At 70.9% G+C, this 25,203-nt stretch carries 22 protein-coding genes; 4 read left to right on the plus strand and 18 right to left on the minus strand.

Annotated elements, in window-relative coordinates; translation table 11 throughout:
* Window positions 1-240: 240 nt before the first annotated feature.
* The 10 genes from OHS16_RS21270 to OHS16_RS21315 all read right to left on the minus strand — a co-directional run bounded on the left by OHS16_RS21270 (window position 241) and on the right by OHS16_RS21315 (window position 13,969).
* Complete coding sequence (locus tag OHS16_RS21270; RefSeq protein WP_328538811.1) at window positions 241-1,404, minus strand: nucleotide disphospho-sugar-binding domain-containing protein; 1,164 nt, start codon at window positions 1,402-1,404, stop codon at window positions 241-243.
* The gene (locus OHS16_RS21275) at window positions 1,292-3,109 is read right to left on the minus strand and encodes an MFS transporter (RefSeq protein ID WP_328538812.1); all 1,818 of its coding nucleotides are present in this window, start codon (window positions 3,107-3,109) and stop codon (window positions 1,292-1,294) included. Before OHS16_RS21275 ends, OHS16_RS21270 begins: the two co-directional genes overlap by 113 nt.
* Window positions 3,106-4,275 (minus strand): nucleotide disphospho-sugar-binding domain-containing protein, encoded by a 1,170-nt coding sequence (locus OHS16_RS21280; protein ID WP_328538813.1) that lies wholly within the window; start codon window positions 4,273-4,275, stop codon window positions 3,106-3,108. The genes OHS16_RS21275 and OHS16_RS21280 overlap by 4 nt, the downstream gene beginning before the upstream one ends.
* On the minus strand, window positions 4,263-5,429 hold the full coding sequence (locus tag OHS16_RS21285) for a nucleotide disphospho-sugar-binding domain-containing protein (RefSeq protein WP_328538814.1): 1,167 nt from the start codon (window positions 5,427-5,429) through the stop codon (window positions 4,263-4,265). Before OHS16_RS21285 ends, OHS16_RS21280 begins: the two co-directional genes overlap by 13 nt.
* Window positions 5,417-8,575 (minus strand): AMP-binding protein, encoded by a 3,159-nt coding sequence (locus OHS16_RS21290; RefSeq protein WP_328538815.1) that lies wholly within the window; start codon window positions 8,573-8,575, stop codon window positions 5,417-5,419. The genes OHS16_RS21285 and OHS16_RS21290 overlap by 13 nt, the downstream gene beginning before the upstream one ends.
* The gene (locus OHS16_RS21295; RefSeq protein WP_328538816.1) at window positions 8,572-9,774 is read right to left on the minus strand and encodes a nucleotide disphospho-sugar-binding domain-containing protein; all 1,203 of its coding nucleotides are present in this window, start codon (window positions 9,772-9,774) and stop codon (window positions 8,572-8,574) included. The genes OHS16_RS21290 and OHS16_RS21295 overlap by 4 nt, the downstream gene beginning before the upstream one ends.
* Before the next feature lie 152 nt (window positions 9,775-9,926).
* Complete coding sequence (locus OHS16_RS21300) at window positions 9,927-10,640, minus strand: ABC transporter permease (protein WP_328538817.1); 714 nt, start codon at window positions 10,638-10,640, stop codon at window positions 9,927-9,929.
* Entirely contained in the window at window positions 10,640-11,569 is a 930-nt protein-coding gene (locus OHS16_RS21305; protein ID WP_328538818.1) for an ABC transporter ATP-binding protein, read from the minus strand. Before OHS16_RS21305 ends, OHS16_RS21300 begins: the two co-directional genes overlap by 1 nt.
* A 43-nt stretch (window positions 11,570-11,612) precedes the next feature.
* Window positions 11,613-12,779: a nucleotide disphospho-sugar-binding domain-containing protein gene (locus OHS16_RS21310; protein WP_328538819.1), complete on the minus strand. Its 1,167-nt coding sequence runs from the start codon at window positions 12,777-12,779 to the stop codon at window positions 11,613-11,615.
* The gene (locus tag OHS16_RS21315) at window positions 12,767-13,969 is read right to left on the minus strand and encodes a glycosyltransferase (RefSeq protein WP_328538820.1); all 1,203 of its coding nucleotides are present in this window, start codon (window positions 13,967-13,969) and stop codon (window positions 12,767-12,769) included. Before OHS16_RS21315 ends, OHS16_RS21310 begins: the two co-directional genes overlap by 13 nt.
* A 216-nt stretch (window positions 13,970-14,185) precedes the next feature.
* Here OHS16_RS21315 and OHS16_RS21320 point away from each other — a divergent pair, with 216 nt between their 5' ends.
* The 3 genes from OHS16_RS21320 (at window position 14,186) to OHS16_RS21330 (ending at window position 16,812) form a co-directional block, all read left to right on the plus strand.
* The gene (locus tag OHS16_RS21320; RefSeq protein WP_328538821.1) at window positions 14,186-15,262 is read left to right on the plus strand and encodes a ketoacyl-ACP synthase III family protein; all 1,077 of its coding nucleotides are present in this window, start codon (window positions 14,186-14,188) and stop codon (window positions 15,260-15,262) included.
* A gap of 34 nt (window positions 15,263-15,296) precedes the next feature.
* Window positions 15,297-16,064 carry an NAD-dependent epimerase/dehydratase family protein gene (locus OHS16_RS21325; protein WP_328538822.1) on the plus strand — a complete coding sequence of 256 codons (768 nt, stop codon included), beginning with the start codon at window positions 15,297-15,299 and terminating at the stop codon, window positions 16,062-16,064.
* A 73-nt stretch (window positions 16,065-16,137) separates the two neighbouring features.
* Complete coding sequence (locus tag OHS16_RS21330; RefSeq protein WP_328538823.1) at window positions 16,138-16,812, plus strand: antibiotic biosynthesis monooxygenase family protein; 675 nt, start codon at window positions 16,138-16,140, stop codon at window positions 16,810-16,812.
* Window positions 16,813-16,891: 79 nt separating this feature from the next.
* On the opposite strand, the gene OHS16_RS21335 is transcribed toward OHS16_RS21330, so the two are convergent.
* From OHS16_RS21335 to OHS16_RS21365, 7 genes are read right to left on the minus strand one after another with little or no spacing between them, the layout of a single operon-like run.
* Window positions 16,892-18,151, minus strand: coding sequence for an FAD-dependent monooxygenase (locus tag OHS16_RS21335; protein ID WP_328538824.1), 1,260 nt, complete (start codon window positions 18,149-18,151; stop codon window positions 16,892-16,894).
* A complete protein-coding gene (locus OHS16_RS21340; protein WP_328538825.1) occupies window positions 18,148-18,978 on the minus strand; it encodes an aromatase/cyclase in 831 nt (276 codons plus the stop codon). Before OHS16_RS21340 ends, OHS16_RS21335 begins: the two co-directional genes overlap by 4 nt.
* A gap of 11 nt (window positions 18,979-18,989) precedes the next feature.
* Entirely contained in the window at window positions 18,990-20,045 is a 1,056-nt protein-coding gene (locus OHS16_RS21345; RefSeq protein WP_328538826.1) for an aldo/keto reductase, read from the minus strand.
* 46 nt (window positions 20,046-20,091) lie between these two features.
* A complete protein-coding gene (locus OHS16_RS21350; RefSeq protein WP_328538827.1) occupies window positions 20,092-20,709 on the minus strand; it encodes an antibiotic biosynthesis monooxygenase family protein in 618 nt (205 codons plus the stop codon).
* 16 nt (window positions 20,710-20,725) lie between these two features.
* Complete coding sequence (locus OHS16_RS21355; protein ID WP_328538828.1) at window positions 20,726-22,249, minus strand: class I adenylate-forming enzyme family protein; 1,524 nt, start codon at window positions 22,247-22,249, stop codon at window positions 20,726-20,728.
* Window positions 22,242-23,192, minus strand: coding sequence for an aromatase/cyclase (locus OHS16_RS21360; RefSeq protein ID WP_328538829.1), 951 nt, complete (start codon window positions 23,190-23,192; stop codon window positions 22,242-22,244). The genes OHS16_RS21355 and OHS16_RS21360 overlap by 8 nt, the downstream gene beginning before the upstream one ends.
* A 46-nt stretch (window positions 23,193-23,238) precedes the next feature.
* The gene (locus OHS16_RS21365; protein WP_328538830.1) at window positions 23,239-24,036 is read right to left on the minus strand and encodes an SDR family NAD(P)-dependent oxidoreductase; all 798 of its coding nucleotides are present in this window, start codon (window positions 24,034-24,036) and stop codon (window positions 23,239-23,241) included.
* 175 nt (window positions 24,037-24,211) lie between these two features.
* Between OHS16_RS21365 and OHS16_RS21370 the strand changes: the two genes are divergently transcribed.
* Window positions 24,212-24,655 carry a nuclear transport factor 2 family protein gene (locus OHS16_RS21370; protein WP_328538831.1) on the plus strand — a complete coding sequence of 148 codons (444 nt, stop codon included), beginning with the start codon at window positions 24,212-24,214 and terminating at the stop codon, window positions 24,653-24,655.
* A 289-nt stretch (window positions 24,656-24,944) separates the two neighbouring features.
* On the opposite strand, the gene OHS16_RS21375 is transcribed toward OHS16_RS21370, so the two are convergent.
* A complete protein-coding gene (locus OHS16_RS21375; RefSeq protein ID WP_328538832.1) occupies window positions 24,945-25,202 on the minus strand; it encodes an acyl carrier protein in 258 nt (85 codons plus the stop codon).
* Window position 25,203: the final 1 nt, after the last annotated feature.

Consider the following 25,203-nt stretch of genomic DNA (forward strand, 5'->3'; position numbering starts at 1 on the left):
GTTCGGTGGTGACGCGCTGAAGAAGCGCCGCAACTGATCGAGCGCATCAGCCGAGGGGCCCGCCGACCGGACCGGTCGACGGGCCCCTCGGCGCTGCCCGTCCGCGCCGCACACCACACCTTCGCGGGCATACGGAGCCGGGTGTGAGCCGGGCATACGAGACTTGCATACGGAGCCGGCCTTGAGCCGGGCATGCGAAGAGGGGCCCCGGGAGGAGCCCCTCTTCGCATGCCCGCCGGTTCAGCCGGCCAGTTGCTCCAGGTCCTCGACGACCCGGGCCGGGCTCGGCATCTCCGCCATGTCCGCCTGCAGTTCCCGCGCACACTTGAGGTAGCGCGGGTCATCCAGCACGTCCCTGACGGCTTCCCGCACCTGGCCGGGGTCGTTCTGCGGGGCTGCCTCGCCGAGCACCCGGGCCGCGCCGGCCGCGGCCAGCAGCTCGGCCGACGCGAACTGGTCCACGATCTGCGGGAGCACCACCTGCGGCAGACCGAACGAGCACGATGTCAGGGTCGTGTTGGCGCCCCCGTGGTGGATGACGGCGTCACAGTCGCGCAGGAAGAGGTTGAGCGGCACCGGCTCGACCACCCGTACGTTCTCGGGGAGCGCGCCGAAGCCCTCATGGAACGCGGGGTCCGCCGTCACCACCGCCTCGACACCGGCGAGCCCCTCGAAGGCCGCGATGATCGAGCGGAAGAGACCGGTGCCGTTGAGCACCAGGGTCTGGCGGCCCAGGCACACCACGACCCGGCGGACACCGTCGGCGGCCGGCACCCGCAGCCATTCCGGCACGGTACCCGTGCCGTTGAACGGCACATAGCCGATCGGCGCACCCGGTGCGGCGCTGGGATGGCGCAGCGCAGGCGGGCACGGGTCCAGCAACATATCGGGGTCGGGCAGCCCCCCGACGCCGAGCCGCTCCGCCGTCCCGTACAGGAAATTACGGGCCGAGGCACGGGAGGGGCCGCTGAGCGGGTCCACACCCCAGCGGTGCTGAACGGACGGGATGCCGAGAACCCGGGCCACGATCTGTCCCGTCAGTTCCATCTGTTCCGAGACGATCAGGTCGGGGCGCCAGCTCCGTGCGAACTCCAGGTAGGAGCTGAGCAGATAGCGGGCGTGGGTCTCCCACAGCTTGGTCGAGCCCGCCATCTTCTCCGGCGGTGTCGGACCCATCAGCTCCAGCGGGCGCACCCCGTCGGGGAGGTGCCGCTGGAGCACGTCGAGGCCGTGGAAGCGGTCACCGATGTCGGTGGCCGAGATGCCCGCGGCGCGTGCCGCGTCCGTCACGTCAGGCTGCGCGGCGACCTTCACCTCGTGACCCGCCCCCATCAGTGCCCAGGCCAGCGGCACCATGGGCGTGAAGTGGGTCGGAAAGGGGGTGCTCAGCATCAGTACGCGCATCTTCTTCGTCCTCCTCGGACTTCGGGGCGGCCTCTACGGCAGACACTTCGGTGGCTTCTGCGGGTGATGCGCCGGCGGGCTCCTCGCCGGCTGTGTCGTTCACATCGACGTCCTGCATCAGCAGCGCCGTCAGCAGCGCGAGCAGCAGCAGCCCGGCGGCGGTGAACAACAGCGTCGACGTGGCGTGCGCGAACGCGTTCGTCACCAAGTGGCGGCGGGCCGGGTCGAGCCCGGCGAGCCGGGCCGCCGCGGCATCAGGGTCTCCGACACCGGACGCCCCGGCGGCCGAGGCGAAGCGGGCGCTCAGAACCGCGCCGAGTACGGTGCCGCCGATGGTGGTCCCCATCATCGTGGCGAACCGCGAGGTGGTTGTCACTACGCCCAACTGGTCTGCGGGCGCCGCGGACTGGGACATGAACAGGGCGATCTGGGTCACACCGCCCAGGCCCACCCCGAGCAGCAGGAGCAGGCCGTCGAGCTGCCAGTCCGGGGCGTCCGCCACGCTGAGGCCGAGCCCCGCGACCGCGGCGGTCGCGGTGGCCGTGGTGGCGACCAGGACCGGCTTGCACCTGCCGGTACGGGCGATGACCTTGCCCCAGCCGAGGAAGACCAGGACCACGCCGATGGCGAGCGGGATCAGATGCAGCCCGACCGAGTCGAGGTCCACCCCCCGCACGATGTTCAGGTAGTTGATGAGGAACACCGGCAGCGACAGCAGGGCGAACCCTCCGACGAACTGCAGGATCGCGGCGGGCCGGAACACCTTGTCCTTGAACAGGCCGAGCGGCATCAGCGGGTCCGCCGCCTTCAGCTGGCGCGCCACGAACCCGCCGGCCATCAGCAGCCCGCCGTAGAAGTACGGCAGCACGGGCCCCGAGAACGAGTCGTGCTCCCCGTACGCCTTGACGCCGAACAGCAGCGCGCAGGTGGCGGCGGCGATCAGCAGCGAACCGAGGACGTCGACCTTCTGCCGGGTGCCCTTGACCGGAAGCCGCAGTGCCCAGGCGATACCGGCGAGTGCGAGACCGGCCAGCGGAACATTGATCAGGAAGATCCAGCGCCAGGAGAGCTCCTCGCTGAGCGGACCGCCGATCATCGGGCCCGCGATGATTCCGGCCGCGATGAGCGCTCCGCCCGCGTTGGAGCGCCCCGCACGGGACTTGGGCGGGTACAGGGTGGCGATGATGATCAGCGTCATGCTCATGAGGCCGCCGCCGCCCAGGCCCTGTACCGCCCGGAAGGCGATCAGCTGGGTGAGGGTGTGGGCGGTCGCGCACAGGGCGGAACCCCCCAGGAACGTGGCGATCGCGATGAGATAGACGCGGCGCGGCCCGTAACTGTCGCTGAGCCGGCCGTACAGCGGCTGCGCCGCCGTGGCGGCGAGGAGATACGCGGTGATCAGCCAGGGGAAGCGGTCGATCCCGTGAGCCGGGTCGAGGTCGCGCACGATCGGCAGGACGGCCGAGGAGATGATCGAACCGTCGAGCAGGGCCAGGGTCATGGTGGCCATCGCTCCCACGATGAACACCAGGACCTGGATGTCGGTCATCCCATGGGGATTGGGCTTCTTCTCCGTGGCGTCGCCGTTCCCGCCCGCGCCGTTCTTCGCGGTGTCGTTCCCCGCGGCCCTGTTCTCCGCGTCCTTGTTCTGTGCGGCGTTCTTCTCCGTCTTCGCCACGGACCCCGCCGATACATCCGCGCTCACGCTGACACCTCCTGTGATGTCTTCAGGCCCTCGAGCAGGCTCACCGTCTCGGTTGCGTCCGGCATGGATTCGATCTGTGCGCGCAGCTGCCCTGCGGCCTTCCGGTAGCCGATGTCGGTCAGCAACGCACCGGCTGCGGACGCGAGTTGGGTGTCACTGTTCTGAAGACCGGCCGAGTCCAGGGTGATCCCGGCGCCCGCGCCGGCTATCCGGTCTCCGGCGACGAAGGCGTCGCCGAGCTGCGGGAGCACCAACTGCGGAATGCCGAGCGCGGCCGCCGCGAGAGTGGAGCCCGGGCCCCCGTGGTGCACCACCAGATCGGCGCCGGGGAAGAGCACACCAGGAGCAGATCCGGCGGTCCAGCTCATGCCGTCGGGCAGCGTGCCGATCACGTCCCGGTGGACCGGCGCGGCGGCGACGACCGCCTCCACCCCGCCCGCCGCGGCGAGCACGGTGGCGATCCGGCGGAGCAGCGCGGCCCCACCCAGTTCCAGGGTGTATCCGCCGAGCGCCACGACAACCCGGCGCCCGGACGGCGCGCTCCAGGCCCGCGGAGTCCCGCCGTCCGTGTGCGGGACGGGGCGGATCGGCCGGGACGCGGGGGCGTCGGAGCTCGCGAGGGCGGGCGGCGCGGGATCGAGTACCAGGTCGGGTGCGGGTACCGAGCCGAGCCCCAGGCGCTCGCACAGCGGGCCGAGCCACATCCTGGTCTGGCCGAGCATGAACTCGCTGGTCGGGGCCGTACCCCAGCGGTGCCAGACGCTGGGAACGCCCAGCACCTTCCCGATCACCGCACCGGCGAACTCCATGTGTTCGGAAAGGATCAGGTCGGCACGCCATGCGCGGGCCAGTTCCAGATAGTCGGGAAGGAAGTAGGGGGCGTGGTTGCGCCACATCTGGGCGGCGCCGTCGATCTGCTGGGCCGGCGGCCGCCCGACCACCTCGATGGGCCGTACGCCGTCGGGCAGGCCGCCCCGGCGCAGATCGATGTGGTGGAAGGCGTCGCCGAAGGTCGCGGTCGCGAGACCCGCGTCGCCGGCCGGGCCGGTGACATCGGGCTGCCCGGCGACGAGGAGCTCGTGCCCCGCGGCGCCGAGCGCCCGGATCAGCGGCAGCATCGGCAGGAAGTGGGTGGCGACGGGGGTGCTGGTGATCAGTACGCGCATCGGAGGTTCTCCAGGTCACGGACGACTGCTGCGGGGCTTGGCATGGCGGCCATCGACTCGGCGAGGGAAGCGGCGCCCTTCGTGATCCGCTCGTCGGCGAGCAGGCTGCTGACTGCCGCGGCCACCTGGGCCGGGTCGTTCTGGGCATCGGCCGTACGGAGCGACAGCCCGGCATCGGCCGCGGTCAGCAGGTCGCCGCCCTCGAACTGGTCCACCAGCTGCGGCAGGATCAGCTGGGGCACCCCGAAACTGGCTACGGTGAGCAGTGTGTTGGCGCCGCCGTGCGTCACTACCGCGTCCGTGGTGTCGATGAAGCCGTTGAGCGGTGTCGGAGGGATGATCGTGACGTTCGCAGGGATGGTGCCCAGCTGGTCGAGGAACTCCTGCTGCACGGTCATCACCGCGTCGGTGTGCGGCAGATCGCCGAAGGCCTGGATGATGCCCCGGAACATCGGCAGACCGCCGAGCGCGATGGTCTGCCGACCCATCGACACACACACCCGGGGGCGGTCGCCCCGCTCGCGCAGCCGGTCCGGTACCGCTCCGGTCCCGTTGAAGGGGATGTGCCGGATCGGCGCTCCGGCCGGGGCGCCCGCGACGAGCAGCTCCGGAGGGGCCGGGTCGAGCAGCAGATCGGGCTTCGGCAGCCCGCCTTCGATGCCGAGCCGTTCGCAGGCGCCCCGCAGCAGATCCTCGGCCGTCGCCCGCATCAGGTGGCTCATCGGGTCGACGCCCCAGCGGTGCGAGACCACCGGGATGCGCAGCGCGCCGCCGACGATGCACGCGGCCCAGTCGAAGATCTCCGAGATCACCAGATCCGGCTTGAACTGGCGTGCCACCTCCAGGTATCGCGGCGCCATGTAGCGGGAGTGGAGCACCCACACCCGGGAGCCGATCATGGTCATCTTGGGGGTGAGCGGCCCGACGATCTCGATGGGACGCTTGTCCGGTGGCAGCGGCGGGGTGAGCAGGTCCTTGCCGAAGAACTGCCGCCCGACGGAGACCGTGTTGAGGCCCGCGGAGCGGGCCATCGGGATGATGTCCGGCTGTCCGGCGACCAGGACCTCGTGTCCGGCGCCGCGCAGCGCCCAGGCCAGCGGCACCATGCAGGTGAAGTGGGTGGACTCCGGGCTGCTCAGGATCAGTACACGCATGTGGTGTCCTCGCAAGTGGTGGGGTCGGCGGGGCTCGTCGGTCCCGCGGGGCCGCGGCGGATGGCTTCGGTGTAGGAGGCCACCACCTGGTCCGCGACCGTGGCCGGGATCCGGTCGGTGCGTACCGACGCGGTGATCAGGGCGCCGCCCGCGGTGGTGCGGACGTCGAGCTCCAGCTCGGTGAACATGGTGGGAGCGCCGATCCGGGACAGCTCGGCCGTGCAGCCGGCGAGTTCGAGCCGTGGATCGGGGTCGTCCTGGGTGAGGAAACTCGGCATCGGCCGCAGCGAATCGCCGCCGCCGGTGAGCACCACGGTGCGCGCCAGCGTGGCGCCGCCGGTCTCCTGGGCGGCGAGTGCGTCGTCCACACTGGCCACCGCGCGTTCGAGCAGTCCGCCGCCGGTGTCCTTGTGCGGTGGCCAGAACCGCAGGTACAGCAGGTCGACACGGCAGCTGACCGCGGTGGCGAGCACGCCGCTGCCCCGGCGGGCAGCCGGCACCTTGACCGAGATGTCCTCCTGCCCGGTGATCTCCCGCAGCACGAGGCCGAACTGTGCGGCGAGCATCGCGAACCGGGTGGTGCCGAGCGCACGCGCCCGCTCGTCCCAGCGCGCCAGCTCAGCAGCGGTCACGGTCCGCGCGGACGAGTAACCCGGCCCGGCGTTGATGTCGTTGTCGGTGCGGCCGGGAAGTTCGAGTGCCTCCTGCAGCTCCAGGTGGTCCTCCCAGTAAGCGGCCTGCGCCGCCAGATCCACTCTGGCGACGACTCGCCGGTGGTCGGCGGACACGTCGGCGACGGTGGCGGCGGGTGCGGCGAACCGCGGCTCCCGGCCGGTGAGCCGCGCGGCGTAGGCGAGCGAGAGGTCGTCGGCGACCACCGTCTCGGACGCACCGTCGAAGGCCACATGGTGGGCGACCAGCCCGAACAGGGTGCGCCCGGTGTCCCGCGCACGGACGGCGGCGCACCGCCACACCTTCCCGTCCCCCACGGAGAGCGGGGTGAGCGCTGCTTCCAGCCAGGCTGCTTCCGCCGCTGCCTCGTCGGCGGCCTCCGTCGGTCCGATCAGCTCCGCGGCGGCCGGATCGTCCGGAACCACGGCGTAGCCGATCTCGTTGTTCCGGATCAAATACCGTGCGTGCAGGGCCTGATGGCGCAGATGGACATCACCGACGGCCGCTTCCAGCGCGTCGGCGTCGACCTGGCCCTCGAGCCACCAGGTCAGTCGGCAGAGTCCACCGAGTCCGTCCTTGTCGTGGGCGGCGGCGAACAGGAAGCCGGACTGCTCCGGTGGCAACAGGATCTCACCCGGTCCGAGACCTGGCACCGGGGTATCGGCGGTCGCTGCCGACCGTGCCGTGGCATCCAGCCAGTCGGCGAGCCGGCGTGCGGTCGGTGTCCGGAAGATCTGCGAGGGCTGGACGGCGGCGCCGAGCACGTCGTCGAGGTGCTGGCACAGCCGGGCGGCGTCCAGCGAGCTGCCGCCGAGCTCGAAGAACGAGGTGTCGGCCGGCACCCGGGCGGTGTCGAGCACGGTGCGGAAGGCCTTCGCGACCAGGGCCACCGTGCCCTCGAGAACTTCCGCCGTGTGGGTATCGCGGTCCTGCTCCGGATGGACCCGGGAGCCCAGTTCGCGCCGGTCGATCTTGCCGTTGGCGAGCTGCGGGAACTGCTCGACGAGCTGCACCCGGCGCGGCACCAGATACTCCGGCAACAGGCCTGCCAGCCGCTCACGCAGTTCGTCGGGGCCGATGCCACTCGCACCGGCCCTGGTGTAGAAGAGCGCGAGTCCGAAGTACGAACCGTCCGACTTGGGCATCGGCACCACCGCGGCGCCGGTCACCGTGGCGACCCGCTCCACGGTGCGCTCCACCTCGGCGGGCTCGATCCGGTGGCCCCGTACCTTGATCTGCCGGTCGCCGCGACCGGTGTAGTGGAAGATTCCTTCGGCCGAGCGGTTTCCCAAGTCCCCGGTGCGGTAAAGGCGTTGCTGTCGGCCCTCGATTTCCTCGGTGACGAAGACCGCCTCGGTGAGCTCCGGTTTGCCGAGATAGCCGCGGGCCAGACCGGGGCCGCCGAGGCAGAGTTCACCTGTCTCGCCGGGGGCGCACACCCGCGTCCCGTCCAGTACGTACACATCGGTGTGCGGCAGCACCGCACCGAGCGGAATCCCCGCCGGGTCGTCGCAGTCCTCGAGGCTTATCGAACGGGCCGTCACCATCGCCCCGCACTCGACGGGTCCGTACACATTGATCAGCCGGGTGCCGGGATGCCCGGTGAGGAAGCTCCGCACGCGCGTCGGCGCGGCCCGTTCGCCGCCGATGGACACCCACTTCATTCCGGCGAAGGCGGCCACATCGGTGGTGACCAGCATGTTGAACAGCTGGGTCGTCATGAACGCGGCGTTCACACCCTCGTCGGCGATCAGCGCCCGCAGGGTGCGCGGCACCAGTACCGTCTCGTCGAGGAGTACGGTCCTGCCGCCGGTCAGCAGCATGCTCCAGCAGTCCAGCGTGAAGCCGTCCCAGGCAGGGGGCGCGGTCTGCGGCATCACGGTGCCGGGGCCGAGCTCCGCGCAGAAGTCGGTGTCGAAGAGGCGCACCGCGTTCTCGTGGGTGGAGACCACACCTTTGGGAGCACCCGTGGACCCCGAGGTGAAGAAGACCGAGCAGGCGTCGGTCCCGGTCACCTCGACCGGCGTGGGCCGCAGCCCGCACGCGGCGGTGACGGTGAGGTCCTCGGCGGGCGGCGTCCAGACCGGCACCGACCAGTCGCCGTGGACCGTGGTGACCAGGAGCGGTGCGGTCAGCAGACGGATCTGCCCCTCGAGTCGCTCGACGGGCCACCGGGTGTCCAGATACGAGTACCCGGCACCGCACTTGAACAGGGCGAGCAGCACCGTGATCAGCGGGGTACCGCGCTCCATGAGCACCGGTACCAGATCGCCGCGCCGTACACCCTGCGCCTGCAGCAGTGCCGCGTATGCGTCGGACGCGGCGTCCAGCTCCCGATAGGAGACGTGCACTCCCCTGTGGGACAGCGCCGTCGCATCCGGGAAGCGCCGGGCCGCGTCCTGGAACAGGCCGTGCATCGTGTCACCCCGGACGAACCGGGTGGCACCCGTCGTGGGTTCGAGCAGTACTGTCATCGTCTTCTTGCCTCCTCGGGCGTGGGAACGTCCGTGTGGCCGGCTCGTACGCACTCCTCCAGGAAGCCCACGAGCTGGTCGGGGATGGGCATCCGGTCGATCTCGGCACGCAGTGACTCGGCGCGCTTGCGGTAGGAAGCCCGGGCGAGCAGGTCCTGGACGGCCGCGCCGGCCGCTCCCTCCTCGGCGCCGGCGGGCAGGGCGATGCCCGCGCCCGACGCGCGGACCAGGTGGGACCAGTGCTCCTGGAACGCGTTCTGCGGCAGAAGCAGCTGGGGGAGGCCGTGGGTGACGGCGATCAGGCCACTGCCCACACCGCCGTGGTGCACCAGCGCGTCGCAGTGCGCGAGCAGCACGTCGAGCGGGAACGACTCCACCATCCGCACACCGTCCGGCAGCAGGCCGGTGTTCGCGGCCTGCTCGGGGGTGACCGCGAGGACCACGTCCGCGCCGAGACCGCGCAGCCCGGCGACCACGTGATCGCGGACCTCGTCCAGGGCGCTCGTGGTGACCCCGCCGGTGACGCAGACCAGCGGCCGGCCGGAGGTGCGGTCGCCGCGCAGCCACCGGGGCAGCGCTGCCGGGCCGGCGAACGGGATGTAGCGCATGTCCGCGCGGCGCACCCCGTGGGGCGGGCGCAGCCCCGGCGGACAGGGGTCGATCCACACCGAAGGGCCGACCACCGGGTCGGCGCCGAAGCGCTCGAAGAGCCGGGCGTAGGAGGGGCTGAGCGCGGACTCGGCCTCGCAGTGAACGCCGAGGGACACACCCCAGGTGTGGCCCACAGCGGGGACCTTGACCGCGGCGGCGGCCACGAGCCCGGCCGCGGCCGCGGTGTCGTGCACCACGATGTCCGGGCGCCAGAAGCGGGCGAAGTCCACGAGATCGTCGGTGAGGGTGTCGGCGACGGCGATCATCTTCTCGATGAGTGCCTCGCTCAGATCGGCGTCGAGCACCGCGACGGAGTCCGCCGGAGCCCGCAGCCTGCCGGGACCCAGGGCGAGTTTCCTGGCCGCGGCGGCGCCCGTGCGGGCCTCGTCGCCGATGGGCACCGCGACCAGGCCGGCCCGGGTGACCGGGGCCACGCACTGGGGCCGCACCGCCACCCGTACCTCATGGCCGGCCAGGCGGCATGCCCAGGCGAGGGGAATGATCCAGGGGACATGGGCCGGGCCGTGCCCCACGAACAACACGCGCATTCAGGTGCCTCACTCCATCGCGTAGGGTCAGTGGCAGGCCAAGGATCGGGGCGCCCGCTCGAATGCGGCTCGGGTTCGGAGCGAACACGGAAGTGCCCGCAGGGAGTTGTCCCTGCGGGCACCTCAAGAGGTACTGCGGCTGCCGGTTCCGGTCAGGCCTGGCGGCCGCCCCTGCGGTAGGCGAAGGCCGCGAAGGCGGCGAACAGCGCCGTCCAGATGGCGAGTACACCGAGCCCGGTGCCGCTCGGCGCGGAATGCGCCGCCGCGTCCCAGGACAGCTGGGCGTACCGGTAGACCGGCGTCTCGGTGGACAGCGGCTGCAGCCACTTGGGCAGGCTGTCGGTCGGCATCATCAGGCCGCCGAGCAGCGTCAGCGTCAGATACGAGACGGTGCCGGCGATCTGTGCGAGCTGTGCCTTGAACAGATAGCCGATGCCGATGCCGAGCATGGCGAGCGGGGCGATGCCGACCCAGAGCAGCAGGAAGATCTCCAGCCAGGTGCCCGGGCCGAGGTCGACACCCCGGTAGAACTTCCCGATCAGGCCGATCACGACGATGGGCAGGATGCCGAGGCAGGTGGCCACGGCGCCGCGGGCGATGACGACCTGCACGGGCGACAGCGGTGTGAGCCGCAGCTGGCGCAGCCAGCCGAGCGAACGGTCCTCTGCGATGCCGGTGCCGTTGGTGATGACCACGCCGAGCGCGCCGAACGCGGCAGCGCCGACCATCGACCGCATCAGCGACTCCTGGTCCGGGCCGCCCCCCGCGAGGGTGACATAGAGGCCGACCGGCATGACGAGACTCATCATGAGGTAGCCGCCGTTGCGGACGAGCCGCAGGATTTCGAGACGGATGTATCCGAGCATCAGGTGGTCTGCCCTTCCGGAGCGGGCGCGTGGCGCGACTGGTGGGTCAGTGCGATGAAGGCCTCTTCCAGGCCGACACCGGACACCTCCAGATCGGTGAAGGCGTCGGCACGCGACAGTGCGTGCACCGTCGAGTCGGAGTCACTGGTCCGCAGATGGATCCGGCCGCCGTGGTGCTCCACGGAACTGACCCCCGGCAGGAGGTCGAAGCCGTCGCGGGACGCACCGCGCGGCACGAAGCTGACCGTACGGCCCTCGATCATGGACTTGATCTGCGAGGTGGTGCCGTCGGCGACCACCCGACCGGAGGCGATCACGACGACCCGGTCGGCGCTGTCGTCGGCCTCCTCCAGGTAGTGCGTCGAGAACAGCACGGTGTTGCCACGCTCGGCGTAGCGCTGCATGGCGGCCCACAGGTCGCGCCGCGACTCGACGTCGAGTGCGGCCGTCGGCTCGTCGAGCACCACCAGGTCCGGGTCGCCGGCCAGGGCGAGGGCGAAGCGCACCCGCTGGGCCTGGCCGCCGGACAGCCGGTCCACCTTGCGGTCCGCGAGCTGGGTGAGCTCGGCGAGTTGCAGGATCTCCTTGAGCGGCAGCGGTTTGCGGTAGGTCTGGCGCACGAAGTCGACCAGCTCACGTACCGACACCCGGGGAATCATCTTCCCCTCCTGGAGCATGGCTCCCAGGTGGCCCGCTCGCATGGCGAGTTCGGGCTTCTTGCCGAACACCTCGATGGTGCCCTGGTCCGGCGGGAAGAGACCGAGGAGCATCCCGATCGTCGTCGACTTGCCGGCGCCGTTCGGGCCGAGCAGCGCGACCGTCTCGCCGCGGGCGATCGTCAGGTCGATTCCGTCGACCGCGCGGACGCTGCCGTACTCCTTGACGACGCCCTGGAAAACGACCGCGGGCGGGCCGTGTTGTTCTGCCATGGGGGGTGGCACCTGTTCCCTTTCCTGTGTGAGTGAACGCATGTCAGATCAGCCCTTCCAAGGTGTTGACCAGGTCCGCGGGGGCCGGCAGGTTCTCGATCTCCGCACGGATCTCCCGTGCGGCCTTGGCGTGACGCTCGTCGCCGAGCAGGCCCGCCAGGGCCTCCCTGACACGACGGGGGTCGTGCTGTTCGGCCTCGGTGGCGAGGCTGAGCCCGGACTCGGACTCCTGTACGAGCCGGCCGGTGGTCTGAAGAAACGGCTTGTCGCCGGGCAGTACCAGTTGCGGTACCGCCGATGCGAAGGAGGTCATGCTCGTTCCGCTGCCGCCGTGGTGGACGGCGACGTCGGTGTGCCGCATCAGCGGCCCGATCGGGAAGCGGTCGACGACCTTGACCGACGACGGGATGCCGTCGAGCGCAGAGTGGTACACGGCGTCGATCGGGAAGAGAACGTCGACGCCCTCCTCGGTGCAGGCGTCGAGCACGTGCCGGAAGCCGAGCGGCAGTTCACCGGTCTCGGCGAGAACCCTGCCGTGCCACATGCCGAGACACAGCAGCGCCCTCGGCCGGCCGGGACGTTCCACCGCCCAGTCGGGCAGCTCGGCGGTGCCGCAGTACGGGACGTAACGCGACAGCAGACCAGGGGTGTTGTCGCCACCGGGCAGCAGGGACGCCGGGCTCGGGTCGATGATCAGCGCCGGGTCGGGGAAGCCGTCGGCGCCGAAACCGGTGCACAGGTCGTGGAGTTGCACCGTGGCCCGGGCCAGCAGCGGACTGGTGAAGTCGTCTGGCCCCCAGCGGTGGACGATGCCGGGCACGCCGAGTACACCCGCTACGGCGAGACCGCCGAACTCCACCGGGTCGGTTATCACCAGGTCGGGCTCCCAGACCCGGCCGAGACGCACCAGGTCGTCGATGTAGCCGCCGAGCCGGGTGCGCCAGCGTTCGCCGACCGCGTCCCACTCGGAGTCCGCCCGCTGGTCCATCGCCGCGCGGTCGGGCATCGCCACGGCCCCGGGCCTGGTCAGCCGCTGCCGGGTCTCGCCGCCGCCGACCAGACGGGTGTCCAGACCGGCGGCGGCGGCAAACGACACGAGGTCCTTGTCGCCGGCCACCAGAACCTGGTGCCCGGCAGCCCGGAGTGCCCAGGTCAGCGGCACCATCGGCACGAGGTGGCTGGGCACGAGGGCCGTCACTAGGACGCGCATGTCTCCTCCTGGTCCGCCGTGGCGGCTACGAGTTCTTCGAGGTCGGCGACGAGCTGCTCGACCGGCGGGGTGGCGAGGATCTCGCGCTGAACGGCTGCCGCCCGCTGCCGGTACGCCGGGTCGGTCAGCAGCTTCCGCAACTCCTCGCCGACGGTTTCTCCGGTGGCCCAGTAGGAGGGCAGGCTGATGCCGTTGCCCATCTCGGCGCAGTGTTCGGCCGAATGCGGCTGGTCGTCGTACATCGGGGTGACGAGCATCGGGATGCCGCTGCGCAGTCCCTCACGGATGCTGCTGTGGCCGCCATGGGTGACGAAGACGTCGGCGGTCTCCAGGAGCACGTCCTGCGGCACCCACTCGGTGAGCAGCCGTACATGGGCGGGCACCGGGCCGAACTCCGCAGGGTCGCGGCCCACGCCGATCGAGACGAGGGCGGTGCAGTCGATGCCGGACACCGCCTCGATCACGGCGTGCAGCAGGTCGTTGGACTGCCACGGCATCGAGGGCGCCATGGTTCCGATCGACGCGTACACCACCGGTTTGTCCTCCGGCAGCCCGGCGAGCCAGGGCAGCACCTTGTCGTCGCTGCGGTACGGGACGGTCTGGCGGTAGTGGCGCAGTGTGCGCGGGTCCAGGTCGTCGCCGGTGCAGCGGGCCGGAAGCCAGCTCACCAGGAGGTGCTTGTAGGCGGTGTTGTCGGCCGGGTCCGCGGGCAGTCCCAGTTCGGCGCGCAGTGCGTTCAGCCGCTGGTGCGTCACCGCGGGCGGCAGCAGATGGGTGGAGCCGCCGGCCACCGCGACATGCGGGATGCCGAGCGCCTCGGCGGCCAGGTAGCCGCCCATCTCCTCGCCCTCACGGACGATCAGGTCGGGCTGCCACTCCTCGGCGATGCGCAGGATGTCCCGGGCGGCGACGAGAGCGGGCGGGCCGAGCACACAGTCGACCAGACCGTCCTCGTACGCTTCCTGGTCGCCGCGGAACAGCGGAAGCGCGATGGCCTCGACGCAGAAGGGGTCCTTGGCCCAGTCCACGCCGGCCGGGAAGAACCGGAGCCCGTAGCTCACGCTCTCCGCTCGCATGGACTCGTCGTCGGCGACGGCAACGGTGTGCCCGGCCCGGACGGCGGCCTGGGCCAGAGGTATCAGCAGACGCAGATGCGACTTGCCCGCATGGGCGGTGAACAGGATGCGCACGACGGGTCTCCGAATCGGGGCGGGGGCAGCCCGATGGGCAGCCCGTTCGGTTATGGGCCACAGCGTGACGGCCGCCGCTCGAATCCCGCTCGAGCCGCCGTCGTGCGGTGATCCCCCGGCCGTACTCAAGTCCTATTCGAGAGCCGGTGGCGACCTTTGGGCCCATGCCGCGTGCCCGAAGGAATCGCCGGAACCGCCGAACAGGGGAGTAGCTGGATGCGTTGGAACGAGATCTATGTCGCCGGTCTGGGCAGCTGGCTGCCCGACCCCGTCCCGGTCGCCGAAGCTGTCGCGGCCGGGGAATGCGGCCAGGAGTGGATCGACGACTTCGGGTACGAGTCCGTGCGGATCGCCAGGGAGAGCGCCGACGAGGGCTGGACGGCGCCGCCGGACATGGCCGTGGCCGCCGGGCGAACCGCACACGCGCGTTCGGGTCTTGAGAAGTCCGCCTACTCCCTGCTGCTGCACGGCAGCACCTGGTTCCAGGGCCTGGACATCTGGCCGGCCGCCTCCTACATCGCCAAGCGGACCGTCGGCGCCACCGTGCCGGGACTCGATGTACAGCAGCGCTGCAACATCGGCATCAGCGGGCTCGACCTGGCCGCCGCCCACCTGCGGGTGGGCTACGGCAAGGGCAGCGCGGTCATGCTCACCACCGCCGACCGCTTCGGCGGCCCCGGTGCCAACCGCTGGCAGCTGCGGCATGGCAACGCCTACGCCGACGGCGCCACGGCCACCGTCCTCTCCACCGAACGAGGCTTCGCCCGGCTCGTCGCCACGGCGACCATCGCCGACAACTCGCTGGAGCCGATGGCCCGCGGCGACGAGACCTTCGGCCCGGTCTCCCGCGCCGCCGAGCGCCAGATCGACCTCACGGCGCGCGGTGACGCCCAGAAGGCGGTCAGTGACGAGACCCTCACCAACATCCGCTTCGGCAAGGTGATGCAGGAGGCCAAACAGGCCGTCCTCGACGACGCCGGCCTGGAAATGGACGACATCGCGTACGTCATCATCCCGTCCACCGGGCGGATCAAGGGCCCGTACCAGATCCACCATCTGCTCGGCGTCGACGAATCCGAGACCACCTGGGAATTCGCCCGCCGCAGCGGCCACATCGGCGCCGGTGACTGGGCAGCCGGGCTGGAGAACCTGCTGCTCACCGGAGCTCTGAAGGCCGGTGACCACGTGATGCTCTACGGCGGCGGAGCCGGCTACACCATCACCACCGCCGTCCTGGAAATCCTCGAGATCCCCGCCTGGGCGGCCCAGCCTGCTCCGGCCACAGCTTCCTGAACCGCGCCCCCCACAAAAGGAGTTGGCACACCCCATGGAGATAGTAGGCAGGGGCTTCCTGGCCGGACACCTGGCAGGCATCGGCGACCACCACCCCGATGTGGTGGCGCTGGCCGCCGGAGTCTCGGCCGCCGGTGACATCCCGCCCGAGCAGTACACCCGGGAGTCCGCCCGCCTGTACGAGGTACTGAGGTACTGCGAGAAACACGGCAAGCGCCTGGTGTTCTTCTCGACGGCGTCCGCCGGAATGTACTCGGTGCCCGACGCCTCGCCCGGGCGCGAGGACGGCCCGGTCTACCCGGCGACCCTCTACGGCCGCCACAAGCTCTCCCTCGAAGCGGTCGTCAAGTCCTCGAACGTCGAGTACCTGATCCTGCGCCTGTCGCACGTCGTCGGCTTCAACCAGCCGGCGCACCAGCTGCTGCCCGCCCTGGTCCGGCAGCTGGTGTCCGGGCGACTCCAGGTCTACCGAGGGGCGCAGCGTGACCTGATCGACGTCGAGGACGTCATCAAGATCGTGCACACGCTGCTCGTCGACGGCCGCACCCGTGACGTGGTCAACGTCGCGTCGGGCCACGCGCCGCGCATCGAGGACATCGTCACGCACATGGAGGGCCTGCTCGGCACCAGCGCCGAGAAGTCCTATGTGGAGGCCTCCGGCGCCCAGCCCGTCTCGATCGACAAGCTCTGCCGTCTCGTCCCACCGGTGTACGGGCTCGGCTTCGGCCCCGGCTACTACCGCGGGGTCCTCGACAAGTACGTACACGCCTACGCGGACCGGCCCCAGCCGGTCTCCGCGTGACGAACCGCCCGAAGCACGTTCCCAGCACGTCCATCCCGAGCACCTCCATCCGAAGAAGCGGAAGGCCCACCCCATGAGCGAGCCGAACACCCCCGTCGTCGCCGTCGCGCACTTCGTCCTCAAGGAGAAGCACAAGACCAAGGGCGCGGAGTTCGAGAAGGCGTACAGCAAGTACAAGCAGGCCGTCTCCACCAAGGACGGACTGCTGCGCACCGCGCTGCTGCGCGGCATCAGGGAGCCCGACTCCTTCGTCATCCTCACCTGGTGGCGGGACGCGGACGCGCACCGCACGGTCGTCGGCGACTGGCAGTTCTTCACGGCCGTCAGCAGCCGGTTCGTCTACCTCGCCTCGATCACCAGCGTGCACGGCCCGGTGCTGGCCGGCGAGACCGCGGCGGACGGGATCGGCGACCTCGCCGTGCCGTCGGCCGACGCGGCCGTCGCGCTGACCACGTTCACTCTGCGGGAGGGCGCCGATCAGCAGGCCTTCGAGAGCTCGTTCCTCGGCCACCTCTCCTTCGTGAAGGGACACGACGGCTTCCTCGGCCACCAGCTGGTGCACTCCAACCGGGAGACCAGCGCGTACGTCAACATCGGCTGGTGGAGCGGCCCCCAGGCCTACCTGCCGGTCCTGCAGAGTCCTGAGATGGCCGCCGACGCCAAGACCATGGCGGTGCACGCCGAGGTCAAGGGCGGCCTCTTCACGGCCGTCGTCGACTCCGCCCGCACCGAGGTGGCGGCCGTCTGACCGGCGCACAACGAGAGGCGGGCCGGGTCCACAGGACCCGGCCCGCCTCTCGTTGTGCCGCGTTGTGCGGGTGATGGGCTCAGCGGCCGGAGAAGAGTTCCTCGGCCACCGCCACCGACGGATTGCCGAAGGCGATCGTGCGCAGCACCTTGCCGTAGAGCGGCGTGTGCTTGACGACGGCCGCCAGCTTCGGGCGCACGCGCGTCGCGAAGGTGCCCGTCGAGAGCATCGCCTTGCTCTGGATGCCCTGGATCCGCATCATCGTCGCGATGTCCGGCGACCGCCGCTCCTCGAACCGGGACAGGAACGCGGCGCTCGTGTCCCCGAGAGCGCATGCCTCGACCAGCAGCGGATGCAGGACGACCGCATCCTGCACGGACAGGTTGATGCCCTGCGCGCCGATCGGGCTGTGGGTGTGCGCGGCGTCGCCGATGAGGACCAGGCCGTCGTCGGCCCAGCGCTCGGCGCGGCCGGAGAACACATCCAGCAGACTGAGGTCGCGAAGGGATGTGATCTGGTCGTCGATCAGGTCGGCGTAGGCCGGTACGGCCTTCGCCAGCTGCTCCTTCACATGCCCCAGACCCTGGGCCACGACCGCCTTGTAGCCCTGGTGGGGCAGCGTCCAGCCGACCTGTATCCGGTCCGGCCAGGACCCGTAAGCGAGCACCGGGCTGGTGCCCCTGCTCCTGAACACCCGCACGTCGTGTGCGGCGTCGGGTGCGTCCTTCTTCAGCTTGAACCAGAGCACGTCCTGGTCGAACGCCTCACTGCGGCCGGCCTCGATCCCGGCGAGCCTGCGCACCTTCGAGAACCGCCCGTCGGCGCCGACCACCACCTTGCTGTGGAAGGTGTGGCCGTCGGCGGTGACCCCGGTGATCCGGCCCTGCTCGTCCCGCAGCAGCCCGTTCACCCGGCAGCCGTCCACATAGCGGAAGTCCGCGAACCTGGCGCAGTGCAGCAGGAGTTCGGTCAGCAGGTGCGACTGGGGGATGGAGAGGAGATGGTCGTACGGGGCGGGCAGCGCACGGTAGTCGATGTCGAGAAGCACCCGGTCCTGCTCCAGGAGCCGGAAACGGGAGTGCTCGTGGCAGCCGCGCTCCCGGGCCCCGGCGAGCACCCCGAGCCGGTCGAGGACCGTCATGGCGCCCGGCTGGATGATCTCGCCGCGGAACTCCCGCTGATGGGATCGGGACCGCTCCACGACCGTCACCCGCAGCCCGGACTTCAGAAGCAGCAGCGCCAGTGTCAGACCGGCGGGGCCGGCCCCGACGATGCACACCTCCGAGCGGTCCTCCGAATCGGCGGGCGCCGCTGTCAGCTCCTCGGCTGCGGCGGTCATCGCTGCCCGGCCGATGCGAGCGCCGACAGCACGTCCGCGGCTGCCAGTTCGGTCACCCGTTCCTGGCCGGCCGACGCCACCGCCAGCACGTCCGCCGTCACCAGGACGCCGCCCGGCGCCTCGGTGATGCGCCACCGGCGCCGGTACAGCGCGGCCGGGTCGGGCGGGGTGAGCAGCTTCTGTACCAGGGTGTGCCCGCCGTGCCCGATCTGCACGGTCCGGACGCCGTCGACGGCGCCGAACCAGGCGCTCTCGTCGCTGTCCCGCGCCGGCAGCGTGTCCAGGAGCCGGGCGTGCACCGAGGCCACCGTGCCCGTGAACACCGCGCTGTCCTCGACCCGGATGACATCGGAGGTCAGCGCGGTCCTGTGCTCCGTCTGCGACTTGAGGGTGCGCATCTGGAGGCCGCCGTGCCGGTCGAGCTCGCCGGCCGTCTCCGCCGGGTCGGCGTCGGTGGTGAACCAGTGCCCCGACTCCACCCGGCAGCCCCCGTCGGGGCGCGCCAGGAAGTCCCAGGTGCCGCCCAGTTCCTTGATCGGGCCGACCGAACCCTGCTGCGTGAAGTCCATGCGCAGCGCATCCGGGTCGAGGGTGCGCCTGGAGGTCCAGATGCGCAGCCCGCCCTCCGGCCCCGGGCGCACCGCCCAGAACTTCACCTCGTCGTCCTGACCGTCCCGGGAGACGACCTCGGTGTGTGCGATCCAGGGATAGAGCACCGGCCACCCGGACACATCGGTCAGCGCCCGGTAGACGGACTCCGCCGGGGCGTCGACGTCGATTCCGGCGCGGGTGCGGTGGATCTCCCTGTCGGTCGTGGAAGTGCTCACAGCAGTACCTCTCAGAGGATGGCGGGGGAGGAGATGGGGGTGGCGGGGGACGACGCGGCGGTGGCCGCCCTGGCCCGGAGCATCCGGCTCAGGGTCAGCCCGGGGTCGCGGACCACGACGGCGCCGAGTGCGTCGTCGATGCGGCGGAGCAGTTCGGGGCCGAGGGTCTTCCCGGCGGCGGCGAGGTTGCGCCCGATCTGTTCGGGTGCGGATGCGCCGATCACCGCCGTGGCGACCTGCGAGTTCTGCAGTACCCAGGCCAGCGCCAGCTGAGGAAGTGTCAGTCCGGCCTCGTCGGCCAGCGCGCCGACGCGTTCGACGGCGCTCAGGACCTCGTCGGACAGGAAGCTGTAGCGCTGGATGGAGATCTCGCCGCCCTTGGCGGCCACCGCACGCGATCCGGCCGGTGCCCGCAGGCCCGGCTTGTATTTGCCGGTCAGTACGCCGCCGGCCAGCGGGGACCAGACCATCTGCCCGATGCCGGACTCCTCGCAGGCCGGGACCACCTCGGCCTCGATGACCCGCCACAGCATCGAGTACTGGGGCTGGTTGGCGACCAGCGGGATGCCGAGCTCGCGGGCGAGCACGGCCGCGCGTGCGATCTCGTCTGCGGCCCACTCGGAGACCCCGACGTAGCGGATCTTGCCGGCGGCCACGGCGTCGGCGAAGGCCCGCATGGTCTCGTCGAGCGGCGTCGAGTCGTCGTACAGGTGAGCCTGGTACAGGTCGATGTGCCCGGTGCCGAGCCGGCGCAGCGAACCGTCCAGGCTTTCGGCGATCCTGGCTCGTGACAGCGCGCCGGGGCCCGGTTTTCCGCCCCTGCCCACTTTGGTGCAGATCACGACGGAATCACGGTCCACCCCGCCGAGGGCCCGGCCGAGGAGTTCCTCGGCCCGGCCCCCTGCGTAGGCGTCCGCGGTGTCGAACGTGGTGATGCCCGCGTCGAGCGCGGCCCGTACACAGGCGGTGGCTGCCCGGTCCTCCAGCTGGTTGCCCGCGGTCAGCGAGTTCCCGAAGGCGACGCGGCTCACCACCGGTCCGGAAGCGCCGAGACGGCGGTACTCCATGGCGAATCCCTTCTGTCCCTCCGGGGAGGGGTTGCTGCCGCGCCGGTCAGGCGCCGGCCGGCGCGAACTCCGCGCGGTTTCCGGCGACATGGGAGGCGGGCACGGTGCGCACATCGGCGAGCGCGGCGACGGCCGCGTATGCGGGCAGCTGGGTCGCCGTGAGGGCGGCCTCCGCCGTCCGCCAGCGGGTGGCCGCGGTGAATCCGCCGGGCCGGGCGAACAGCGAGGTGGCGAGGTCGGCGGCGACGAAGCCGTCCACCGCCGCGGCGGCCGCGGCGTACGCGCGATAGGCGCCCACGAAGGCTTCGGTGTCGCCGCTCACGGTGAAGAAGTCGACGAACAGGGCGTCCCCGGGCTCACCCGCGACGCCGTCCGTGCGCACCAGGCCCATCGAGGGGTCCGCCTCGACGTCGACGATCAGATGGAACTCCTCCGCGTGCTCCTGGAAGGTCGCACTGGCGAGCACCTTCTGGAAGTCCTCGGGCCGTTCCCACCAGCCGAGGTTGACGTACACATCCGGGCGGTCGGCGGAACGGACCGCCTGGTGCGCCTGGAAGCCCGGCTGGGAACGCATCCACTCCACATGGGAGAGGAAGCGGCGTTCGAACGCCGCGGCGTCCGCGGGGTCCTTGAGCGTGAACGTGTTGATGACGGTGAAGGACATGCGGGCCTCTCCTCGGTCAGCGAACAAGCTGACGGTTCGTCAGGATTTCTGCCAGATGGCGGCGCTGCACCTTGCCGTTGCCGGACCGCGGGATGCTGTCCAGCGTCATGGCATCCCGGGTGTGCTGGTAGTACGGCAGCGCCTCGTTGGCCTTGTCCACGATGTCCGGGAGGTCGTCCGGCAGCGTGGTCCCGGCGAGGACCACCAGTGCGCCGGCGACCGCCCCGTGCGTGACATCGGGCACCTCGACCACGACCACGTCCGCGACCCGGGGGTCACGGCGCAGCACCCGCTCCACGTCGGACGGGGCCACCAGGAAGTTGTCGCACTTGAAGACGTCCTTGAGCCGGTCCACCAGGAACAGCCGTCCGTCCTCGTCGATCCGGCCGACGTCGCCGGTGCTCAGCCAGCCGTCCGGCTCCAGACCCGTGCCGTCGGGACCGCCGACGTAGCCCTGCATCACCTGTGGACCGAACAGCTGCACCTCACCGACCGAGCCGGCGGGCAGCACGGCCCGGGTGTCGATGTCGGCGATCCGGCACCGCGTCCCGGCGACCGGGGTGCCGACCGAGCCGTGCACCGGGTTGTCCGGGTCGTCGCTGTGGGTCAGCGGCGAGGTCTCGGCAAGCCCGTATCCCTGGAAGACCGGGATGCCGAACCGCTTGGAGAGCCGCCTGGCGGCCGGGACCGGAAGCCCCGATCCGCCGGACGCGATCCTCCGCACGCTGGTCATCGGTACGGAATCGAGGTCCGGGTCGGCCGCCAGCCGGGCGAGACGCACCGGGAGGCTGTAGAGGATGGTCGCGTGGTGCCGGTTGGCGGTCATCAGCGCCGCGTACGGTTCCGGCGATGCGCACAGCACCTGGGTGGCGCCGGCGGCGATCGCCGAGTTGAGGTGCATCGGGTGGTACGTCGGCAGGTGGTTGAGGGTGACCGTCTCGCTGTCGAGGCGGTGCGCCCGGGCGATCTGCGCCGCGTTCACCGTCACATTGCGGTGGCTGAGCCGGACCGCCTTCGGCCGGCCGGTGGTGCCACTGGTGAACTGGAGGGCCGCGGTGTCCTGCGGGCCGCTGTCCACGGGGGCCGGCGCGGCCCCGGCGGTGAGCCCGGCGAGGCCGTCGGTGCCGGCGCCGATGAGGACGACGTCGCGCAGCTCGGGAAGCCGGTCGCGGACCTGCTCCAGCCGGGTGTTCAGGGCGGGGTCGACGAGGGCGACCCGGGCGCCGCTCAGCGTGAGCACATGGAGCAGATCGTCCTCGCGCAGCAGCGGATTGACCACGGCCACGGTGTGTCCGGCGCGGACGGCCGCGTAGTACGCGACGGCGAAGTCGGGGTGCAGTACGGAACCGACCGCGACGACCGACGGCTCGGCGGCGAGTCCCTGCAGCGCGGCTGCCACGGTGTCCACCCGGGCATCGAGCGTGGCGTAGTCCAGCTCGATGTCATCGGTCACCACGGCGCGGCGGGCCGGATGGGCGGCCGCGCCCCGCGACAGGAGCTGATCGAGCCGGTCCGGCACCTCGGGAAGGGACTCAGCCACGGAGCGCCTCCGCATAACCGCGGGCCAGCTTCAGGGTGTTGGTGCTGTTGGTGGAGAGCGCACGGTGCACATAGGCACGGGCGTCGGCGACGGTCTTGCCCTCGCCCAGGAACTTCTCCACGGCGGACGGCTTCAGCGTGACGGTGTGGCGCGAGGTCACATCGACACCGTCCCCGGCCGGGACGACGGTCCAGCGGCCGGTGTGCGCGGTCATCAGGCCCGGCACGGTGGTCTGCTTGTAGACGATGCGGTCCGGGGCGAAGACCACCCGGATCGACTCGGTGGTGTGCACCGAACCGTCCGCCGTGCTGGTGTCCATGGCCATCACCTGGACACCCGGCTCGTCCTCGGTCAGATCGAGGCGGGCCACGTGCGGCAGCCGCTCGGGCCACAGGTCCGCCCGGTTGAGGAAGTCGAAGACGTCGCCGCCGTCCGCCTTCATGTGGACGGTGTCGTCGAAGGTGAAGACGAGTTCGTCCAGCTCGGCGTGCTGCTCGGCGAGTTCCTTGATGTTGTTCAGCTCCGCAGCGCTGTTACGGTCCACCGCGGCCTTGATCCACTCGACGCCCTCCGGGTCGTCGCCGACGGCCGCGAAGTCGTGGTGGAGTTCGAGCAGGGAGGTCCCGGAGTCCACCGGGGAGACCACCCAGGCGCCCCCCATACCGGCGACCGGCGGAGCGGAGACCTCCTGTCGGAAGTCGATCCGCAGCCCTTCGGCGTCGAAGGTGCGGCGCGAAACCCAGTTCTTGACGGCGCCGTTGGCGGTGGCCCAGATCCGGATGCGCTCGCTCGACTCGTCCTGCTCGAGGTGCTCGACATGCACGTTGGGGGCGAAGTACTGCGGCCACTTCGCCACGTCGGCGACGATGCCGTACACGACCCCGGCAGGGGCGGCGACGGCGACGCTGTGGAGGGTGTGGTGCTTGGTTCCGGTCACTGACACGGGACATTCCTTCTCTGCTGGGTGGGGTGCGCGGGAGCCGTCGGGCTCAGAAGTTGCCGAGGCCGCCGCAGACGTTGAGCGCCTGCGCGGTGATGGAGGCGGCGGTGTCGGTGGCCAGGTAACCGACGAGACCGGCGACCTCCTCCGGGGTGGAGTAGCGGCCGAGCGGGATCTTGGAAGTGAACTTCGAGAGGATCGCGTCCTCGGACGTGTTGTACGCCTCGGCGTATCCCTGGCGTACGCGCTGCGCCATCGGCGTCTCGACATAGCCGGGGCAGACCGCGTTCACGGTGATCCCGGTCGGCGCGAGCTCGTTGCCGAGCGCCTTCGTGAAGCCGACGACACCGTGCTTGGACGCCGAGTAGGGGGCGCCGAGCACCACACCCTGCTTGCCGGCGGTCGAGGCGATGTTGATGACCCGGCCCCAGCCCCGCTCCCGTATGCCGCCCTGGTTGAGGACCTCACGGGTGGTGAGGAAGACGCTGTTGAGGTTGGTGGCGATGACGTCGTCCCACAGCTCGTCGGAGACATCCGCGGTGACACCTCCGCCACTGCGGCCGGCGTTGTTGACGAGCACGTCGATGCGCCCGTACGTCTCCACCGCTGCCGCCACCAGCGCCTTGACCGACTCCGGGCTGCGAACGTCGGCGGTGGTGCCGGCGACGTCGAGGCCCTCCTCGCGGAGCGTCTTGACGGTGAGTTCCACCGACTCGGCGCTGCGGGCACAGATGAACACCGCGAGCCCCGCCCCCGCCAGCGCCCGCGCCGACGCCAGGCCGATACCGCTGGTCGCACCGGTGATGAGCGCGACCCGGCGCTCGCTCGCGTCCTTGGGCTGAGTCATACGAATCTCCTCAATGAGTAGGTGTACGCGCCCAAAATGCCGAGCCCCACTCGAACGGTTGTCGAGCCGGGCTGGAAGCGGTGCCTTCGGTGCCTGCCCCAGCCGCCCACCAGCGGGGATCAAGTGACCGGCGCCAGCCTCTAGGTGCAGAAGGACCCAGGAGGAGAGGACCCCCATGAGCGTCACCGAGCTGCCGCAGACCGCCCCGACCGCCGCGCTGTACACGGAGATCCAGCAGTACTACGCGCAGCAGATGCATCTGCTCGACGACGGCAGGGTCGAGGAATGGGCCGACACCTTCACCGCGGACGGCGTATTCGCCGCCAACGCCCAGCCCGTCCCGGCCGTCGGCCGTGCGGCCATCACCGCGGCGGCGCAGGCCGCGACCGACGCGTACGCCGCGGCCGGCGTCCAGCGCCGTCACTGGCTGGGCATGGTCTCGGTGGAGGGCGTCACCGACGGAGTCGTCAATGCCCGCTGCTACGCGCTGGTCATCGAGACCCCGCGCGGCGGCCGCCCCGAGATCAAGGCCAGCACGCTGTGCCAGGACCGCATCGTCCGGGTGGACGGCGCCTGGCAGATCGAGGACCGGCAGATCACCAGGGACGACCTGATCTGACCGTCCCGCACAGAGCCGGTGCCCGCACACGATTCCCCCGGTGTGCGGGCACTTCCCTGTGCGCCCGCGGGGGTGCGTGGTCGCCGGCGGGCGTGTTCACCGCGACGTGTGTTCACCGGGCCGGTCGCGCGTGCTCACCGGGCCGCCGTGCGTGTTCACCACCGTGCGCGTTCACCGGGGTGCGCGCGGCACACACGATGCGCACACCCGCGCGCGGTGGGCCACCGGGCAGCACAACGGCCACCGCATCCCCGGGCGGGGACGGGTGGCCGTTGTGCGGGCGGGGAGACTACGCGGCCTTCGCGGTGGACGACAGGCACTCGTTGATGAACTCCAGCAGTATCCGGGGCGTCGAGGCCTCGGCCACCGTGTCGTCCGACAGCTGTATCGCGTAGTCCCGCTCGATGACCCCGGTCACCTGGAGAATCGCGAGCGAGTCATAGCCCAGGTCGTCGAACGGCACGTCCAGTACGTCGCCGTCGAGGTCGATCCCCTCGCCGACACCGGCGCACTCGCGCAGCAGGGTGGTCAGTTCCTTGAGATTCATG

The sequence above is a fragment of the Streptomyces sp. NBC_00344 genome (genome assembly GCF_036088315.1).
Lineage (GTDB): Bacteria > Actinomycetota > Actinomycetes > Streptomycetales > Streptomycetaceae > Streptomyces.

Bases quoted from the DNA above. Each gene is read 5' to 3' on its own strand.
- OHS16_RS21330 (WP_328538823.1), top strand. From the start codon at position 16,138: ATGAGCGAGCCGAACACCCCCGTCGTCGCCGTCGCGCACTTCGTCCTC.
- OHS16_RS21375 (WP_328538832.1), bottom strand. From the start codon at position 25,202: ATGAATCTCAAGGAACTGACCACCCTGCTGCGCGAGTGCGCCGGTGTC.
- OHS16_RS21370 (WP_328538831.1), top strand. From the start codon at position 24,212: ATGAGCGTCACCGAGCTGCCGCAGACCGCCCCGACCGCCGCGCTGTAC.
- OHS16_RS21295 (WP_328538816.1), bottom strand. From the start codon at position 9,774: ATGCGCGTGTTGTTCGTGGGGCACGGCCCGGCCCATGTCCCCTGGATC.
- OHS16_RS21290 (WP_328538815.1), bottom strand. From the start codon at position 8,575: ATGACAGTACTGCTCGAACCCACGACGGGTGCCACCCGGTTCGTCCGG.
- OHS16_RS21305 (WP_328538818.1), bottom strand. From the start codon at position 11,569: ATGGCAGAACAACACGGCCCGCCCGCGGTCGTTTTCCAGGGCGTCGTC.
- OHS16_RS21300 (WP_328538817.1), bottom strand. From the start codon at position 10,640: ATGCTCGGATACATCCGTCTCGAAATCCTGCGGCTCGTCCGCAACGGC.
- OHS16_RS21270 (WP_328538811.1), bottom strand. From the start codon at position 1,404: ATGCGCGTACTGATGCTGAGCACCCCCTTTCCGACCCACTTCACGCCC.
- OHS16_RS21280 (WP_328538813.1), bottom strand. From the start codon at position 4,275: ATGCGCGTACTGATCACCAGCACCCCCGTCGCCACCCACTTCCTGCCG.
- OHS16_RS21335 (WP_328538824.1), bottom strand. From the start codon at position 18,151: ATGACCGCCGCAGCCGAGGAGCTGACAGCGGCGCCCGCCGATTCGGAG.
- OHS16_RS21325 (WP_328538822.1), top strand. From the start codon at position 15,297: ATGGAGATAGTAGGCAGGGGCTTCCTGGCCGGACACCTGGCAGGCATC.
- OHS16_RS21365 (WP_328538830.1), bottom strand. From the start codon at position 24,036: ATGACTCAGCCCAAGGACGCGAGCGAGCGCCGGGTCGCGCTCATCACC.
- OHS16_RS21310 (WP_328538819.1), bottom strand. From the start codon at position 12,779: ATGCGCGTCCTAGTGACGGCCCTCGTGCCCAGCCACCTCGTGCCGATG.
- OHS16_RS21320 (WP_328538821.1), top strand. From the start codon at position 14,186: ATGCGTTGGAACGAGATCTATGTCGCCGGTCTGGGCAGCTGGCTGCCC.
- OHS16_RS21345 (WP_328538826.1), bottom strand. From the start codon at position 20,045: ATGGAGTACCGCCGTCTCGGCGCTTCCGGACCGGTGGTGAGCCGCGTC.
- OHS16_RS21350 (WP_328538827.1), bottom strand. From the start codon at position 20,709: ATGTCCTTCACCGTCATCAACACGTTCACGCTCAAGGACCCCGCGGAC.
- OHS16_RS21285 (WP_328538814.1), bottom strand. From the start codon at position 5,429: ATGCGTGTACTGATCCTGAGCAGCCCGGAGTCCACCCACTTCACCTGC.